Below are 17,922 nucleotides of genomic sequence, written 5' to 3'. Positions count from 1 at the left end.
GGGCTAGTGTGCCACGACCGGGGCGGCGCGCAAAGCGGTAGAACGGAGTTTCCGGCTAGAAGCGCGTGAAGCTGCTCATGTCGCGCGTGGATTCGGCCGTGCCGCTGATGCCCTGCACGCGCAGCTTGAAGTCGTCCGGATTGCTGGCGTTTTCCAGTGCGGTCTCAAACGAGATCAGCCCGCGCTGCAGCAGGTCGTAGAGCGACTGGTCGAAGGTCTGCATGCCATACTGCGACTGGCCCTGAGCCAGTGCATCCTTGATGTTGCGCATCTTTTCCGGCGTAATGATGCACTCGCGGATGTAGGCGGTCGAGATCAGCACTTCAACGGCGGGCACGCGGCCCGGTCCGTCGCTGCGGCGCACCAGGCGCTGGCTCACGACGGCGCGCAGCGTGGCGGCCAACTGCAGGCGAATCTGCTTCTGTTCCGGCGGCGGGAAGACGGCGATGATGCGGTTGATGGTCTCAACGGCGTCCAGCGTGTGCAGGGTGCTGAAGACCATGTGGCCGGTTTCAGCCGCGTGCAGCGCGGTGGAGATCGTCTCCAGGTCGCGCATTTCGCCGACCATGATGACGTCCGGGTCTTGGCGCAGGCAGCTTCGCAGCGCGGCTCCAAAGGTCGGCGTATCCACCTCGACTTCGCGCTGGTTGACGAAGCCCTTCTTGTCGCGGTGCAGAAATTCGATTGGGTCTTCGATGGTGATGATGTGTTCCGGCCGGGTGGAGTTGATGCGGTCCACCATGGCGGCAAGCGTGGTCGACTTGCCGGAGCCGGTGACGCCGGTGACCAGCACCAGTCCACGCGCTTCATCGCAAATACGCTCAATCACCGGTGGCAGATGCAGCTCTTCGAGGGCGCGAATCTTGGTGGGAATGACGCGGAGCACGATGCCGACGTTGCCGCGCTGCTGGAAGACGTTGACGCGGAAGCGGCCGAGGCCTGCCACGCCGTAAGCCATATCGAGCTCGGCGTTCTCCTTGAACTTCTGCTTCTGCCGGTTCGACATCATGCTGAACGCCATGCTCAGCATGTCTTCGCCGGTCACGCGCGGCTGGTCCGAGAGCGGCACCAGTTCACCATCCACGCGGACGTGCGGATAGTTGCCGACCTTCAGATGAAGGTCGCTGGCCTTGCGGTCGAGAGCTTGTCGAAGCAGGTCGTCAATCAGCATACGTTTTGATCATCCAGAAGCTGTCGCGAAAGTAGCACGAACCGGCGGCAGGAGCAATGCACCCGGCACCGTTGAGTAACGCCTCGCGAGCCTTTCGTAACCGGAATCAGTGCCGAAAAGACAAACACCGCCGGAATCTCTCCGGCGGTGCCTGTACGAAAGAGACTGCGTGGTTACCGCGTGGCGGCTGGCTGCTTGACCGGAACCGGCGTGAGCCAGTTGTAGCGGTCGGCCTTCTTGCCCTCGAGGATTCCGAAGAACTCGTCGTAGAGCGCGCGGGTGATGGGGCCGCCCTTGCCGTTGCCGACCTTGATCTTGTCCACCGAGCCGATGGGCGTGATCTCAGCTGCCGTGCCGGTGAAGAACATTTCGTCGCAGATGTAGAGCATTTCGCGCGGGATCGACTGCTCGATGACCTCGAAACCGAGGTCGCGCGCCAGCGTGATGACCGTGTCGCGCGTGATGCCGCCAAGCACCGAGTTGCCGAGCGGCGCGGTAAAGATCTTGCCGCCGCGCACGAGGAACAGGTTTTCGCCCGAGCCTTCGCTGACGTGGCCGCTCGCGTCCAGCGCAATACCTTCCACGTAGCCGTTGGCCAGCGCTTCCATCTTGATCAACTGCGAGTTCATGTAGTTGGCGCCCGCCTTGGCCAGCGCCGGCAGTGTGTTTGGCGCAAGGCGGGTCCAGCTCGAAACGCAGACCGCCGCGCCTTCGCCGTCAATCGAGCCGGCCAGGTACTTGCCCCATGGGAAGTTCGCGATGTAGACCTCGATGGGGCAGTTCAGCGGATTCACGCCAAACTCACCGTAGCCGCGCAGGATAAGCGGGCGGATGTAACAGGGCCACGCCTTGTTGGCGGCCACCATTTCCACCATGCCATCCACCAGCTGCTGGCAGGTGTAGGGGCTGTCCATGCGGTAGATTTTGGCCGAGTCGATCAGCCGCTGCATGTGTTCCTTGGCGCGGAAAATGGCAGGTCCCGAAGGCAGGCTGTAAGCGCGAATGCCCTCGAACACGTTGCTGCCATAGTTGACCACGTGCGCCATCACGTGCAGGGTGGCCTCATCCCAGGGGATCAATTTCCCGTTGTGCCAAATGTTCTCCGTCTTGATGATCGCCATGACTGGCTCCTTCACAAAAATGTGTGCTGAGTTCCCCTAAAGGAAGAACAGTGATTATAGCTCCGCTGGCAAGTTCCGTGCTGAACCGGAAGATCGGCGCAAGGGTGAGCTGCGCGAGCGGTGGCGCTTCAAGGTGAACGCTTGGAGAACTTGCATGCCGGATGTTGCGCCGCTTACTTCGTCTGTTTGGAGTCGGCAGGCGCGGCGCCTGCGTTGCGTTCGTTCTGCTTCTTCAGAGCCTCGTCCACTTCATCGCCGCGGAAGTAGCGGTCACCGGCGGCCTTCATCTCCGGCATGGCGGCCAGCGGCTTGTCGTAATCGTTGCGCGCATTCCAGAAGAGAAATCCCACGCCGCCATCCTTCTTCGCCGTTTCCACCTGCGTGCGAATGTAATCGGTCGAATAGGTTTTTGTGCGCCAGCCAAACGCCTGCAGCCACGGGCGCAGCACCACGCCGCTACCCTCGGTTGTCTTCTGGAAGCGCAGCATCGATTGCGAGATGAAGTGCTCGGGCGCGTCGCCCGGCAGTTCGTAGCCGTCCATGCCGTAGAAGTGCGAAGGGTAGATCATCGGCGAGAGCACATCACACTCGCGCGCCATGCGCGCAATGTCCTGCCCGGTGTGCGAGAGATCGACGGGCCGCTCCCAGGCCATCACGCCAAACACGTCGAGTGAAAACAGCACGCCCTCTTTCTGCAGCGCCTCGTGGGCCTTCTGCAGAAATGCAGAAATCACGTCGGCGCGTTTCCAGTCCTTGTGCTCGTCCTGGAATGCGAAGTGCGCATCCTTCTGGTCGCCCTCGGCAGGGAAGCGGACGTAATCGAACTGCACCTCATCGGCACCGTTTTCTGCCGCGTAGCGCGCCAGGCCAATGTTGTAATCCCAAACCTCATGGCGCGATGGGTCGGTCCACACCAGCTTGCCGTTTTCTTTCCAAGGCTCGCCGGTGTGAGCCGAAATCACGGCCAGTTCCGGATGATTGCGCGCCATCTGCTCGTCACGGAAGATGGCAATGCGCGCGATGGCTCGCATGTTCTGCCGGTGCAGAAAGCGCGTGAACTTTGCCAGATTGTGCAGCGGCACGTTGTTGCGCCGTGGCGCCAGTTCGTGCTCAAAGGGCACGTTCAGAATGCCGTCGCTGTCCTTCAGGTCGAAGACCACGGCGTTGCCGCCCGCGGCGCGCCACTGGCGAATGATCTCCTGCCCCTTGACGCTGCCAGCCATCGTACCCGTCAGGTAGACCGCCCGGACTTCAAAACTCTTGTCGAGCACTACGGGCTTCTCGACCCACGGCATCTTCAGGTAATTCGGAATCGTGATCTCCGTGCCGGGCTTCGGATACAGTCCTTTGCCGAGCTGCGGATTGGCCTCGCGCACGGCGGCCTCCAACTCCGCCATCGTCATGTATGTCGTCTCCGGCAGGTAGCGGCGCAGGATCGCTGGCAGCGATTCTCCTTTGGCGACCGTATACACGAGGTTCGCTGGCTGTGGCGGCTGTGTGGCGGAAGTCGCGGGAGTTTGCTGTTCCGTAGGCTTGGCGGGCAGCGTCGCCGGTGTGGTCTGCGTTGGCTGCTCCGGGGCGGAACGCCCCAGCCCGGTGATCAGCAGTGGCAACCTTGGCGCAGCGCCGCTGTGAAAGAAAAGCACACCCGCCAGCGTCGCCGCGCACAACGACGCAACCCCCAACCACCAGGACTTTCTCGATTTCTGCGACATAGATACGACCGGCCCGTGAGGCTCGAATGGCCTGATGCTAGCACGCTCCCGGCTGGCTGCCGTGTGCCATTGGTCGCTGTCCATTGTCCACGTTGAGTCATGACAACCATGTCCACTTCTGCCGCATCGAATAGACTGCTATGTTGCATTCTTCTTCGGTGGGAGGCCGACGATGAATTTGCTTTCCTTGCGCGCCACGCGAATGGTGGCGCTGTGGCTCTTGTTGTGCGTTCCGGGCGCGTTCATGCCCGCGTCCGCCGTGGCCCAGACCGCGCACCTCAAGCAGGGGGCTGACGGACGTCTGACGCCCGACCTCAACGTGGGCATGAGCCCCGAGGACCAGATCAAGATCGGCCGCGAGGCCGCCGCCGAAGCGCGCAAGCAATTGCCGCTGCTGCCGGACGATTCGCCCATGACGCGCTATGTCGCCGAAGTTGGCCGCCGCATTACCGCCAAGGCTCCCGGCTACAAGTGGCCCTGGGAATTTCACGTGGTCAATCAGAAGGAGATCAACGCCTTTGCCGTGCCGGGCGGTCCGCTGTTCGTAAACCTCGGCACAATCCAGAATGCCGATGAAGGCGAACTAGCCGGCGTGATGGCCCACGAGATCAGCCACGTTGTGCTGCAACACTCTGCGCGTGAAGCCGCCAAGCAGCAGCGCGTGGGTTTGGTAGGCGCGCTCGGCGCGGTGCTGGCCGGGGCCGTTCTTGGCAACACGCTCGGCTCGCGCATGGCGCAGGTGGGCATCATGATGGGCGCCAATGGCATCGTCATGAAGTACTCGCGCACGGCCGAGACCGAGGCCGACCTGATGGGCGCGCAGTTGATGTATGACGCCGGCTACAATCCCGCCTCGCTGGTTGAATTCTTTGACAAGCTGAAGCAGCAGGGCGGCCAGGGCGTGCCGGAGTTTCTGAGCGATCACCCCGACCCGGGCAATCGCGCCGAAAACGTGCAGCACGTCATCGCGCGCTTCCCGAAAAAGCAGTTTCCGCGCTCGGATTCACCAGAGTTCGTGGCCATGCACGCCGAGGCCATGCGGATCAAGCCGTACACTTCGCAGGAAATTGCAAGCATGCAGAAATCCGGCCAGATTGCCGCCACACAGGTGAATGCCGCCAGCGTCGGCCAGTCGTGGCAGCCCTCACGCTCACAGCGCGAGTACGCTTCCGGCGGCATGCGCCTGCTCTACCCGGATAACTGGCAGGTCTTTGCGCAGAAGAACGGCGAGGCCGTGATTGCGCCGCGCGCCGGCATCGTCGGCAACGGCATCGCCTACGGGCTAAGCCTGCAACGCGCAGCAGGTGATGGCAGCGGAGCCTCGCTGGCCCGGCGAACCGGTGTGGCGCTCGAAGGCCTGCTGCATGACAACCCGCAGATGAAGGCGCTTGGTTCGCCGCAGCGTATTCGCGTCAACGGCCGCGAAGGGCGTTCCGTGGAACTGGTAGGGAAGTCTCCGCTGGCAGACGACGGCGGCCACGCGCTTGTGGAGCACGACTGGCTAGTGACGGTCGATGACGGCGCGGGCGGCACCGTGACCGTGGTCTTCATCTCGCCGGACAAGGACTTCAAATCCCTGCGTCCGAGCTTCGGTGAGATGCTGCGCAGTCTGCGGATTCAGTAGCGCTGCGGGTGCGGGCGCGACCGTGGCGCGTGGATTGTTTCACATGCCTGCTGCGCGCGCTAAGATGAGTGCTCCGCCGCTCGGGCACAGGAGACAGGGGCCTTGGACACAGATCGCGTGAAGTGGCTGGGGAGACCCCCGGGTGAAGTTAGCCACGGCCTGCTGAGGCGTTTGCTGAATGTGCTCTGTGGCCGCGGTACGCAGACCGCATTGCTGCTGGGACTGCTGGCCATCTACGCGACTCCCTGGTTTCTGAATTCAGATCCGCTCAGCCGCCAGCAGATTTTTCAGCGGTTCGCGCTCGTGTTCTTTGCCCTCGTGGTACTGCACATGGCGGCGCTTGGGCAGACGACAGAGCGCATATCGGCGGAGTCTTCCGGCGCGCATCGCTGGCAGTGGTTGCCTGCGCTTGCGGCGGGACTGCTGGCTTATGCTCCGGCGCTGCGCTTCTACTTTAATGCGGATGACTTTGATCATCTGTGGGGCGCGCGTCAACCCTTCACGCAGTCCGCGTGGCTGCAGTTCACCGCAGGGCAGTTTGACGGCCAGCGCCATATCTTCTATCGCCCCATTCCATTTCTCGACTACTTCCTTGAATACCGGCTCTGGCATGAGTGGGCGGCGGGCTTTCATCTCACGAACCTGCTTGTGTACCTGTTTTGCGTGGCCGCCGTGTATGCGCTCGCGCGTGAATTGCATCTCGCACGGAACACCGCGGGGGTGGCGGCGCTCCTCTACGCGCTGCTGCCTGTAAACGCGCAGGCAGTCGTCTGGATCGCCTGCCGCTTTGATCTGTGGGCATCCTTGTTCGGATTGCTGTCGCTGATCGCGGCCATCCGTGCGCGCCGCAGCGGCAGACTGCGCACGGCGTTGCTGGCCTGCCTCATGCTGGTGCTGGCGGTCTTCTCCAAGGAGGTCGCCTACGTCGTAGTCCTGCTGTGGGGCGCTGTGGAGTGCCTTCCGCTCTTTGTCGCGGAAGAACCTGCCGGAAACGGCAGGCGAGCACGGTTCATGCGCTGGGTTGCCTATGGCGCCACGGTGGGCGCGCTGGTGGTGCACCGCTGGCTGGTGCTGGGCGGACTCGGCGGCTATTACTACGCCAAGTCCGGTGCGTCCCAGGTGACGGACTTCAACCTGAAGACCCTGCTGGGTGTGCTCTGGAACGCTCCGGCGGAGATGCTGTTCGGGTTCAACTGGTCAATTGCCGGTCCGCGCGAGCTGGCAGCGGCAATTCTGCTGGCGATACTCGTGCTGGCCGCAGCCGTGTTCGCGCGCTTCAGCCGGGGTGAATCCTTCGCTGCCTGCCTCCTGCTGCTCCTGATCTGCATTGCACCCATGCCGGCACATTTCTACGTCAGCGGCGGCGATCCGCTTCTCACGTCTTCGCGCGCAGTCTTTTTCGGCACACCCGGTTTGGCAATTCTGCTCGCGCTCGTGTTTCAGTGCGTTCCCTGGAGCCGCTGGCAAAAGGCGGGGAGCCTGCTGGTGGTCGTGGTGGTTCTATTCGTCGGCCTGCATGCCAACCTGCGGTCTTGGAGGATCGCATCGGACGAGACGCGCAGCTTTGTCGAAACTCTTCCGCGCCAATGTCCCAATCCTCCTACGGGCGCTACGTTGATCGTCACGAGGGCTCCCTATGTGGACAGCAACGGCGTGCCCCGCTTTACCGTCGGCCTGCAGAATTCCGTTCGCTTTGCGTATGGCTGGCGCCAGGATCTGCAAGTGTTCATGCCACCAGTGAAGCACGTGCCCCCGGATGCGATTCGCGTGGAGTTCCCAACTACCACACGCAGGTAGCGCAACCGTGTTCCGCCTGAAAATCGAAAAGGGCACGGATTTCTCCGCGCCCTTTCCTGTCTTTTCCAGAAGCTTTTGATGTAGCCGCGCGGTTAGTCCGCCGAAAGCTCTTCCTGGGCGGTGCCGTCGGTGGAGATGCGGGCAACTGTGATCGGCTCCTGGCCTTCGACCGGCTCGGGCGGATGCATAGCCTTCTCCGACCGGCACGGCGCAATGTTCCAAATCTCCTTGCCGTACTCCTCGATGGTGCGGTCGCTGGAGAACTTTGGCGAACGTGCCGTGTTCAGGATCGACATCTTCCGCCACTGCGTTGTGTCGCGGTAGTCGTGGTCCACGCGCTGGTTAATGTCGATGTACTGCGGCAGGTCGGCCACGTGGAAGAAGCGGTCGCCCCGGTTGATCAGCTCGTCGAAGATCCAGCGGAACAGCCCCGGCTCGTGCGGTGAGAAGCGGTCGTTGAGGAAGCAGTCAAGCACGCGCTTCACCCGCGGGTCGCGATCATAGTAGGTGCGCGGCGTGTAGCCTCCGGCGCGCTTCATCTCCTCAATCTCCTCGGTGCGCAGGCCAAAGACGTAGATGTTCTCCTCGCCCACTTCTTCAAAGATCTCGATGTTCGCGCCGTCGTAGGTGGCCATGGTGACGGCGCCGTTCATCATCAGCTTCATGTTGCCGGTGCCGCTGGCTTCCATGCCGGCCGTAGAAATCTGCTCGCTCAAATCGGCTGCCGGAATGATCGATTCGGCCAGCGAAACGCGGTAGTCAGGCAGGAAGGCGATCTTCAACTGGCCGTCGAGCTTGGGCTCGTGGTTCACAATGTCGGCGAGGTTGTGGATCAGCTTGATGATCTGCTTGGCGGCCCAGTAGCCGGGCGCGGCCTTGCCCGCGAAAATCACGGTGCGCGGCACTTCCAGCGTCTGTCCGTCCTCCACCACGCGCAGGTAGTCGTGGATAACGCGCAGGATGTTCAGCAACTGGCGCTTGTATTCGTGAATGCGCTTGATCTGCACGTCGAACATCGACTTCGGATCGGCGAGCACCGCAAGGTCGTCGCGCAGGATGCGTGCCAGCTTCAGCTTGTTCTGGTGCTTGACCTCGGCGAACTTCTCCTGGAAGGCGGCGTCACCGGCGAACTGCTCAATCTTGCGGAGCTGTTCCAGGTCGGTGATCCAGCCGGTCCCGATGGTGGAGTTCAGCAGACGCGAGAGCGGCGGGTTGGCCTTCAGCAGCCAGCGCCGCGGAGCCACGCCGTTGGTCTTGTTGCTGAACTTCTCCGGTGTCAGGCGGGCGAATTCCGGCACCAGCGTGCTCTGAACCAGGTTGCTGTGCAGCGCGCTTACGCCGTTCACCGCATGCGAGCCAACAATGGCCAGCAGCGCCATGCGCACGTTCTTCTCGTGCCCTTCCTCAATGATCGACATGCGGCGAACCTTCTCGCCGTCCACCCATGAGTATTGCTGCAAGCCCTTCAAGAACTGGAAATTGATGTTGTAGATGATCTGCATGTGGCGCGGCAGCACGCGCTCCATCAGCGGCACGCCCCACTTTTCCAGCGCCTCGGGCAGCAGCGTGTGGTTGGTGTAGGCCAGGGTCTTCTGCGTAATCTCCCATGCCTCCTCCCACTTCATGCCGCGCTCGTCAATCAGTACGCGCATCAACTCGGCCACGCTCAGCGCGGGGTGCGTGTCGTTCATCTGGATGGCGACCTTCTCCGCGAACTGCTCGATGCTCTCGTGGTCGGCCAGGTAGCGGCGCACGATGTCATGCACCGCGCAGGAGACGAGGAAGTACTCCTGCACCAGCCGCAGCTCTTTGCCCGCCATTGCGGAATCGGACGGGTATAGCACGCGCGAAATGTTCTCGTGGATGATCTTCTGCTCGACGGCGCGGATGTAGTCGCCTCGGTTGAAGATCTCAATGTCGAAGTCGTCCGACGAACGCGCCTGGAACAGGCGCAGAAAGTTCACGGTCTCGCCGTTGTAGCCAACAACCGGCATGTCATTCGGCACGCCGACAACCACCTGGAAGTCCTTCCAGTGCTGGCGGGCGTTCAGGTTGCCGTCGCGGGGGCCTTCCACGCGTCCATAGAGCGGAATGACGATGGCTTCTTCGGCGCGTGGAATCTGGAATGGAGTGCCGTTGGCCTTCCAGCGGTCTGGTTTTTCGCGCTGGAAGCCGTTCAGTATCTCCTGCCGGAAGAGACCGTACTCGTAGTCAATGCCGTAGCCATAGCCGGGCATGCCCAGCGTCGCGAGCGATTCAAGGAAGCAGGCAGCCAGCCGTCCCAGTCCGCCATTGCCCAACCCGGCGTCGGTCTCAGCCTCCAGCACGTCGTCCAGCGGCACGCCGAAGTCGCGCATCACTTCCTGCAGCAGTTCGGTCAGGCGCAGGTTAACGACCGTATCGCCCAGCACGCGGCCCATCAGAAATTCCATGGAGAGGTAGTAGAGCCGCTTGACGTCGTTCTGCCGGTAACGCTCCTCGGTGCGGAGCATGCGGTCCACCAGTTGATCCCGGACCGCCAGCGAAACGGGCACGAGTAATTCGGCAGGCGTCAGATTGTCCTGCTGCCGTACCAGGGTATAGCGAATGTGCCGGGCAATATCCTCCCGGAGAACGTCGATGGGATTGATCGGCGGATGGGCTGAATTCATGTCAGACATAATGGCGATTGGTACCTACTGCTTAGCCCGGGCAAACCGGAGCCTGCCCCGTACTTCTACTATCGGCAGCCGCTCAGTCAATCTGCTCCTGCAATCGAAGCAGCTTCAAGTTCAAAAGGTTCCGGAACATGCATCTGGGAATGGCTGCCCTGAACTTCCCGAACGCACACCTCGAACCTCGGCTCAAAAGTTCGTTCTGGCCGCGAGGCCACGAGCCGCTCTGGCGAAGTGCCCATACCTCTACACTCCACCATCAAAAATCTTATAGGAAGCCGGAGCTAGGGGCCACTGCGAAAGATTTATGGCTTTGCCTGTGGAAAACTTGGGCAAAATTCCGACTGCCTCGCAAATTGTGCATGACGGGGTGTTCCCTCTAGAAAAAGGAGCACGAAAGCGTAGATTTACCGAATTTTCAAGGCTCCAAACCCGGAGGTACATGGCACAATCAGTGTGTCGCAATCGGCCCAAAGAACATGCCGGTCGACGTGTGCCTGAGTGCTCTCCGTATTCAGGATTACCGTTTTCCCAGAGCCAGACTGAGAACCGTTCGACGGAATCAAGTCCGGAGTGTTTGCAGTGTGGTTCCTCAGCGTGGGAAGCCGCAGCCCGAGAGGTTCCGAAAAGGGACCCGGAACGAGGAGCTGGCGGAAGCGCTGAGCCAAAGCAACGTCTGTACACCTTTAGGAGAGGACGAGACGAAATGTCTACGCTTTCTAGCCGGTTGAGCTTCAGCCGGATCCTTTTGACAGTAACATTCGTGTTCCTGTTTGCCGCTATCGGCCTGGCGCAGAGCGCCGGCTATGGTGACATTGTGGGAACAGTGACCGACCAGTCCGGCGCGGTGGTTGCCAACGCGAAGGTCCTGGTTGAAAACTCGAGCAAGGGCATTCATCGTGAGCTGACCACCAGCGGCGCCGGCGTTTACAACGCCCAGGCCCTGGTTCCGGCCGATGGCTACACGGTGACTGTGATTGCGCCCAACTTCGGCAAGTACGAAGTCAAGAACATCACCTTGATCGTCGGCCAGACCGTGACGATCAACGCAGCCTTGAGGCCTGCCGCCGCCGGTACCACGGTGGAAGTGACGGGTGAGGCTCCGGTGGTGGACTTCGCCAAGACCGACACCTCGACGGTGGTTGGCAGCCAGCAGATTCTGGACCTGCCCATCAACGGCCGCCGCGTCGACCAGTTTGTGCTGTTGAACCCCGGCGTCACCAACGATGCGGCCTTTGGCCTGCTTTCGTTCCGTGGCAACCCGGGCGGCAACACTTTCCTTACCGACGGCGTCGATACCACCAATAGCTACTACGGTGAGAACGCCGGCCGTACTCGTACCTACAACATCTCTCAGGACGCCGTGCAGGAATTCCAGGTCGTGACCGCGAACTTCGCGGCCGAATACGGCAAGGCTTCCGGTGGCGTGGTCAACACCGTTACCCGCTCCGGCAGCAACCAGTTCCACGGCAGCGCTTATGAGTTCTGGCGCAACCGCACGCTGAACGCCATCGACGCCACCACAGTCAACGGTCTGACGCCGAAGGGCATCAATCCGCCGGAATGGCGTCACCAGGCTGGTCTCAGCATCGGTGGCCCGATCAAGAAGGACAAGCTGTTCTTCTTCTTCAACGGTGAACTGTTCCGCCGCAATGCTCCGGCCGTTTCCTCGAACCTGAACGCCGGTTCCGGCAACAACCTGTTCGATGGCAGCGGAAACTATAAGACCGGTCAGGCTCCTTGTACGGATTCCACCGGCGCTGCGTTGACCTATGGCTACGTAAAGACGCCGGCCGGCGCAGTTGTGGCTGCCCCGACCGCCGCTCAGTGCCTGGCTGCCGCAACTTGGGTCCAGAGCCGTGTGGTTCCGCAGCTGATTCCCCGCCACATGGACAACAACCTGTTGTTCTTCAAGTTGGATTATCATCCGACCTCGAAGGACACCATCTCGGCCAACTTCAACTACCTTGACTTCCGCAGCCCGAACGGCATTCAGACGCAGCTCTCTCTGACCAACGGCAGCGCCATCGGCAACAATGCCGACACCAACGTCTTCGATCGTACCGGCCGTTTGAGCTGGACTCGCGTGATCGGCGCTTCGTCGCTGAACGAGTTCCGCTTCGGTATCTTCAAGGACCGCCAGATCGACCCGGCCTCGCAGTCGCTCATCCCGACCTTTGGCGCGGCGGGTTCCGCCATCACCGCCCTGACCATCAACAGCGTCAGCAACCTGGGCGACGCCACCAACTATCCGCGCGTCAACCCCAGCGAGCTGCGTACGCAGTTCGCGGATACCTTCGCTTTCGTGAAGGGTAAGCACAGCTTCAAGTTCGGCATCGACGAGACCCGTTTGCATGATCACGTCATCAGCATGCCGAGCCAGTATCCGACCTACAGCTACGGCGCGACCACCGGCACGGTGACCAGCGGCGGAAACACCGGCTACGGTGTCAATGCCATGACGCTCTTCGCGCTGGATTTCAATAGCCTGACGGGTGCCGGAACGCAAGCGTTCTCCGGCTTCTCGCAGACCGTGGGCGGCCGTAACGTTGACCTCACCATCTGGGAGAGCTCGTTCTTCGCGCAGGATGAGTGGAAGGTAACTCCGAAGTTGACCATCACGCCGGGCATCCGCTACGAGTACACCTCGATGCCGACCCCGCAGATCGGTTCTTCGACCGTCGCCGGCTGCAACACGGCGATGGACACCATGATCCAGACTGCTACCGGCGTCAAGAAGATCGGTACCTGCTACATTCCGACCTACAACGCTGCTTGGGCTCCGCGCCTTGGCATCGCCTACGCCATCAACAACAAGACCTCGATCCACGCCGGCTACGGCATCTTCCAGGATCGCTACACCACGTCGACCCTGGAGAACATGCTGGTCACCACCGGCCTGTACCAGAAGCCTTACAGCTACAGCGGAAGCAGCCTTACCACTTCCATCGCCAGCTGCCTGCCTACCTTCCCGAATCAGGAAGCCTGGGGCTGGTCGCCGACCGGTAGCTGTGCCAAGTCGTTGTCGCCGGATATTTTCTTCGCCGACAGCAAGTACCGCAATCCGTACTCGCAGCAGGCGACCGTCGCCATCGAGCGTGAAATCGCGAAGGGTACCAACCTGTCGGTGTCGTATGTCTGGAGCCGTTCGATGCACATCAACGTCCAGAAAGACACCAACATCAAGAAGGATGCCAGCAAGACCCTGCAGTACATGATGTATGGGGATGCGGCAGCCACGCAGTTCCTGCGCGCTTCGGATGTCTATCCTGTTTACAGCAGCTACAACCCAACGTACGTGGTTCCGGGAACCAGCACCCAGTACACCGGCCGCGTGACCGAGTTGCAGGCGGCTGGCAACAGCTACTACAACGCGCTGCTGGTTAACCTGACTCGCCGCTACTCGAGCTGGTTCACGGGTTCGGCGTCGTACACCTACGGACACACCATCGACTACGGTATCGGCTCCACGCCGACCTTCGGCAGCACCACGCCGAGCAGCTTCTATAACGAAGCGTACCGTCAGCAGAAGGGCTCCAGCTTCCTGGATCGCCGTCACAACCTGATCATCAACGCCACCTTCACCCCGAAGTTCACGAACAGCAACTCGCAGTTCGCGAAGCAGGTGGTGAACGGCTGGACGCTGTCTCTGGTTGAGCAGTTGGCGACCTCGCAGCCCACCAACCCGGGTTACACCACGGCCGCCAGCGGCAACTTCAGCGGTGCTGTTCGCAGCGGCCTGAACGGCTTGGGTGTTACCAGCATCGTTCCCTTCGAGTCACTCTCTGGTCTTAACATCGGTGAGGTCATCCGCACCGACGCTCGTATCAGCAAGAAGTTCGTCATCAACGAGCGTGTCAATATCCAGGCCGGCATCGAAGCTGTCAACCTGCTGAACACCATCATCGCCAGCGGCCGTACCTTTACCAAGTGGTCGGTCTGCAACGGTGCAAGCGGTTCACTGGGTTGCACTGCCAACACCGCGACGACGACGGGTACCAACACGGTCTACAAGCTGATTCCGTACACCAGCTACGGTGCGCTGACTGCCACGCAGATCACGCCGGACGGTACCACCGCCCGCCGTGCGCAGGCTGTCATCCGCATCAACTTCTAGGCCGGATTCGCGAAAGGTGTGTCCGAGATAAAGCCGGGTGCTTTCGCCCGGCGATGAGAAGAACGGACACACTCATCGCGCAGCTGATCTAGTCGGAACCAACTGCAAGTTGGCCGGGGGCGAAAGCCTCCGGCCTTTCTTTTTGCTCGCGGGAATGAGGTGATGTTTCGCGCGCGACTGACAGCCAGTCGTCGTGAAGAAGAAAGTGAACGAAAAAGAAAAGAGGCGCCGCGTGGGCGCCTCTCGGTGTCTGGTTGGATTCCTACTTCTTGACCTGTATGTGCAGTTCGCGGAGTTGTGCGTCGGTCACCGGAGTCGGCGCGTCCATCATCATGTCGGTGGCCGCGGCGGTTTTCGGGAACGGGATGACCTCGCGCAGGCTTGGTGCACCGGCCAGGATCATCACAATACGATCCAACCCGAGTGCGATGCCGCCATGTGGAGGCGTGCCGTACTGCAGGGCTTCCAGGAAGAAGCCGAAGCGCAGCTTCTGTTCGGCCTCGTCCATGCCAAGCGCGCGGAAGATCTGCGCCTGCACGTCCTGCCGGTGGATACGGATGGAGCCGGAGCCAAGCTCGGTGCCGTTCAGCACCACGTCATAGGCGCGCGAGCGAATCTCACCCAGCACTGAGTTCGGATCGTTGATCGAATCGACACCCTCGGCCAGCATGCCCATGTGGTCCTCGTGCGGCGAGGTGAACGGGTGATGCGCGAACGTCCACTTTTCCGCATCCTCGTCCCACTCGAACGACGGAAAATCCGTGACCCAGAGGAACTTGAATTGCTTCTGCTCGAAGGCCTTGTGCTTGTCCGCGTACTTCTGCGCCAGCGCCAGGCGAAGCTGTCCGGCGTTGGTGGAGACCTGTGCGCCCTGCCGCCGCGTCTTGCGCGCATCGGCAGCTTCAGCGCGCTGCGGACCGCCAACCAGCACCAGCAGATCGCCGGCCTCGGCCTTGGTTAGCTCGCGAACCTTCGCGATGGCTTCCGGCCAGCTCTTCTCCAGACGCTTGAAGTCGTCGAAGAACTTGATGACCTTGGCCTGCTTCTCGTTCAGCAACAGCTTGTGGTCGTCGCGTTCCTTGCGGCTCAGGTCGCCCACGTGCGGAATGCGTATGGCCACGAACGGCAGCTCGGGGTCCACGCCCAGCGTCTGCAGCGCATCGGCCGGGAAGACGGCCTTCACGTCGGTCATCGCGGGCAGCCGCATGTCGGGTTTGTCAATGCCGTAGAGCGCGATGGCCTCGTCGTAGGTCATGCGCGGGAACGGCCCGGCAATTTCAAATCCGGCGGCCTTGAACGCCGCGCCGAGGAAGCCTTCGACGGCCGACCAGATGACTTCTTCGGTCGGGAAAGCAAACTCAAGGTCGATCTGCGTGAATTCCGGCTGGCGGTCGGCGCGCAGGTCCTCATCGCGGAAGCAGCGCACGATCTGGAAGTAGCGGTCGAAGCCGGAGATCATCAGGATCTGCTTGAAGATCTGCGGCGACTGCGGCAGCGCGTAGAATTCGCCGGGATGCACGCGGCTCGGAACAAGGTAGTCGCGCGCGCCTTCCGGCGTCGAGCGCGTCATGTACGGCGTCTCAATCTCGTAGAAGCCCTGCTCCGAAAGGTGATTGCGGATGGCCAGCGCGACCTTGTGGCGGAGCTGTATGTTGTACTGCATCTCCGGACGCCGCAGGTCGATGTAGCGATACTTCAGGCGCACGTCCTCTGCCGGAAGCGTGGTGTCTCCGGGAAGGAACGGTGGCAGCTTGCTGTCGTTGAGAACCTTCAGGTCGTCGGCGTAGATCTCAACTTCGCCGGTATCGAGCTTGGGATTGATTGCGTCGTTGCCGCGCAGGCGGACCTTGCCGGTCACGGCCAGCACATACTCGCTGCGCAGCTCATTGGCCTTGTCGTGCATGGCGCCAACGCGCTCGCGGTCGAACACAACCTGGGTCACTCCGCTGCGGTCGCGCAGGTCGATGAAGACAAGGTCGCCGAAATCACGGCGCTTGTTGACCCACCCCATCAGCGTAACGGTCTGGCCGGCGTCAGTGGCGCGCAGCTCTCCACAACGATGCGTACGTTTTAGATCACCTAAGAAATCCAGTTCCATTGCTCTCGCCAATCGGAAAAAGGGATTCATTCATTGTACCGAAGTTGCGTGCGCTTGGCGCGGCCATCCCTCGCGTCCTTCGCGAATACGGCCTGTTTTCGGCCTGGAACGCATTTCGGAAATCGTGAGTGGCAGGCGTTTGCGGGAATGCGGTTCAGGCTGCAACATCCCGGCATGTGCTTGCGCACAAAAGAAACGCCCCGCCCGAGGTAGGTCAGGCGGGGCATCCGTGGTACTGCTGAAAAACTATTTCAGCTTCGCGGCCAGCTCCGCGCGCGGCACCGGAAGCTGCTCGCCGCTCTTGAGATTCTTGAGCGCGAAGGTCTGCGAGGCCAGTTCGTTTTCACCGACGAGAATTGCAAACTCCGCGCCCAGCTTTTCCGCGGTCTCAAAGCCCTTCTTCAGCCGGAAGTGCTCGTCGCCAATGTCGGCCGAGACGCCTACCGCGCGCAACTCATGCGCTAAGGCCAGCGCGTGCTTGTTCATGCCTTCGCCAAGCGGAATCACAAACGCCTTCAGCGGCGAGGTTGCTGCCTGCTGCTGCGCCTGCAGGGCCAGCACCAGCCGGTCTTCACCGATGGCGAAGCCAATGCCCGGAGACTTCGGGCCGCCGAGCGATTCGCTCAATCCGTCGTAGCGTCCGCCGCCGAGCACCGCGCTCTGCGCGCCCAGCTCGCCGTGCGTGAACTCGAACGTCGTCTTCGTGTAGTAATCCAGCCCGCGCACCATGCGCAGGTTGATGGTGTAGGGAACCGCAAGTGTGTCGAGCGCGGCGCGCACCTCAGCAAAGTGCGTGCGGCACTCCTCGCACAAGTACTCGCTGATCTTCGGCAGCTTTTCGATGATCGGCTGGTCCTCGGGCACCTTGCAGTCAAGCACGCGCAGCGGGTTGGTCTCCGCGCGACGCTGGCAGTCGCCGCACATCTTGTCCTTCACTCCGGCCAGCGCCTCGCGCAGAGCGGCGTTGTACGCCGGACGGCACTTGGGGCAGCCCACGGAATTCAGATACAGCGTCCAGCCGGTGAGGCCGACTTCATTTAGCAAGGCGGTCAGCATGTCGAGCACTTCGGCGTCGCGCAGCGGCAGTTCGCTTCCGGCCGAGGCGGGTCCGATGATCTCGCAGCCAATCTGGAAGAACTGGCGGTAGCGGCCCTTCTGCGGACGCTCGCGGCGGAACTGCGGCCCAATGTAGTAGAGCTTCTGCAGCAGGCCCGTGCGCTCCATGCCATGCTCAATGTAAGCGCGCACCACGCCCGCCGTGTTCTCCGGGCGCAGGGTCAGTGACTGGTTCTTCTCGCTGGCGGCGCGGCCTTTGTCCTCCCAGGTGAACATTTCCTTGGAGACAATGTCGGTCTCTTCGCCGACGCCGCGGGCGAACAGCTCGGTCGATTCGAAAATCGGCGTGCGAATTTCGTGGTAGTTGTACCGGCGGAAGACCTCGCGCACGCGGGTTTCCACAAAATTCCAGAGGTCGGTATCAGGCGGCAGCAGATCACGCGTGCCGCGTACGGCTTTGATCATCTTTATTTATCCATCCGCGTCCAGCGCGGCAAAATGGAGAGCCACTCACTCATTAGAATACTGCCGCCTGGGTTCAACGCGCGGCGGCTACCCGGGGATGCGAG

The 17,922-nt window shown here is 61.6% G+C and carries 9 protein-coding genes; 3 read left to right on the top strand and 6 right to left on the bottom strand.

Features of this window, described 5'->3' with window-relative positions; all coding sequences use genetic code 11:
• Positions 1-55 precede the first annotated feature (55 nt).
• The 3 genes from AC6IZO_RS10020 to AC6IZO_RS10010 form a co-directional block, all read right to left on the bottom strand.
• On the bottom strand, positions 56-1,171 hold the full coding sequence (locus tag AC6IZO_RS10020) for a type IV pilus twitching motility protein PilT (protein ID WP_497804657.1): 1,116 nt from the start codon (positions 1,169-1,171) through the stop codon (positions 56-58).
• 173 nt (positions 1,172-1,344) lie between these two features.
• Entirely contained in the window at positions 1,345-2,292 is a 948-nt protein-coding gene (locus AC6IZO_RS10015; protein ID WP_497804656.1) for a branched-chain amino acid transaminase, read from the bottom strand.
• Positions 2,293-2,465: 173 nt separating this feature from the next.
• Positions 2,466-3,905 carry a putative glycoside hydrolase gene (locus tag AC6IZO_RS10010; protein WP_497804655.1) on the bottom strand — a complete coding sequence of 480 codons (1,440 nt, stop codon included), beginning with the start codon at positions 3,903-3,905 and terminating at the stop codon, positions 2,466-2,468.
• A gap of 274 nt (positions 3,906-4,179) precedes the next feature.
• On the opposite strand from AC6IZO_RS10010, the gene AC6IZO_RS10005 reads away from it, so the two are divergent.
• Positions 4,180-5,631 (top strand): M48 family metallopeptidase, encoded by a 1,452-nt coding sequence (locus tag AC6IZO_RS10005; RefSeq protein WP_497804654.1) that lies wholly within the window; start codon positions 4,180-4,182, stop codon positions 5,629-5,631.
• A gap of 102 nt (positions 5,632-5,733) precedes the next feature.
• Positions 5,734-7,428, top strand: coding sequence for a glycosyltransferase family protein (locus tag AC6IZO_RS10000; protein ID WP_497804653.1), 1,695 nt, complete (start codon positions 5,734-5,736; stop codon positions 7,426-7,428).
• Between the two features lie 92 nt (positions 7,429-7,520).
• Here AC6IZO_RS10000 and AC6IZO_RS09995 read toward each other — a convergent pair whose 3' ends face one another.
• The gene (locus AC6IZO_RS09995) at positions 7,521-10,088 is read right to left on the bottom strand and encodes a glycogen/starch/alpha-glucan phosphorylase (protein ID WP_497804652.1); all 2,568 of its coding nucleotides are present in this window, start codon (positions 10,086-10,088) and stop codon (positions 7,521-7,523) included.
• A 742-nt stretch (positions 10,089-10,830) separates the two neighbouring features.
• Between AC6IZO_RS09995 and AC6IZO_RS09990 the strand changes: the two genes are divergently transcribed.
• The gene (locus AC6IZO_RS09990) at positions 10,831-14,199 is read left to right on the top strand and encodes a TonB-dependent receptor (RefSeq protein ID WP_497804651.1); all 3,369 of its coding nucleotides are present in this window, start codon (positions 10,831-10,833) and stop codon (positions 14,197-14,199) included.
• 262 nt (positions 14,200-14,461) lie between these two features.
• Here AC6IZO_RS09990 and aspS read toward each other — a convergent pair whose 3' ends face one another.
• Positions 14,462-16,297 carry an aspartate--tRNA ligase gene (gene aspS / locus AC6IZO_RS09985; RefSeq protein ID WP_497804650.1) on the bottom strand — a complete coding sequence of 612 codons (1,836 nt, stop codon included), beginning with the start codon at positions 16,295-16,297 and terminating at the stop codon, positions 14,462-14,464.
• A 246-nt stretch (positions 16,298-16,543) separates the two neighbouring features.
• Entirely contained in the window at positions 16,544-17,818 is a 1,275-nt protein-coding gene (gene hisS / locus AC6IZO_RS09980) for a histidine--tRNA ligase (protein ID WP_497804649.1), read from the bottom strand.
• Positions 17,819-17,922: the final 104 nt, after the last annotated feature.

The organism is Oryzophilus luti (assembly GCF_059726245.1).
The sequence above is the reverse complement of the archived record's forward strand: the minus strand, read 5'-3'. Positions and strand labels throughout refer to the sequence as shown.

Excerpts from the sequence above, each read along its gene's own strand:
- AC6IZO_RS10020 (WP_497804657.1), bottom strand. The coding sequence starts at position 1,171 with ATGCTGATTGACGACCTGCTTCGACAAGCTCTCGACCGCAAGGCCAGC.
- AC6IZO_RS10015 (WP_497804656.1), bottom strand. The coding sequence starts at position 2,292 with ATGGCGATCATCAAGACGGAGAACATTTGGCACAACGGGAAATTGATC.
- AC6IZO_RS10005 (WP_497804654.1), top strand. The coding sequence starts at position 4,180 with ATGAATTTGCTTTCCTTGCGCGCCACGCGAATGGTGGCGCTGTGGCTC.
- AC6IZO_RS09995 (WP_497804652.1), bottom strand. The coding sequence starts at position 10,088 with ATGTCTGACATGAATTCAGCCCATCCGCCGATCAATCCCATCGACGTT.
- aspS (WP_497804650.1), bottom strand. The coding sequence starts at position 16,297 with ATGGAACTGGATTTCTTAGGTGATCTAAAACGTACGCATCGTTGTGGA.
- hisS (WP_497804649.1), bottom strand. The coding sequence starts at position 17,818 with ATGATCAAAGCCGTACGCGGCACGCGTGATCTGCTGCCGCCTGATACC.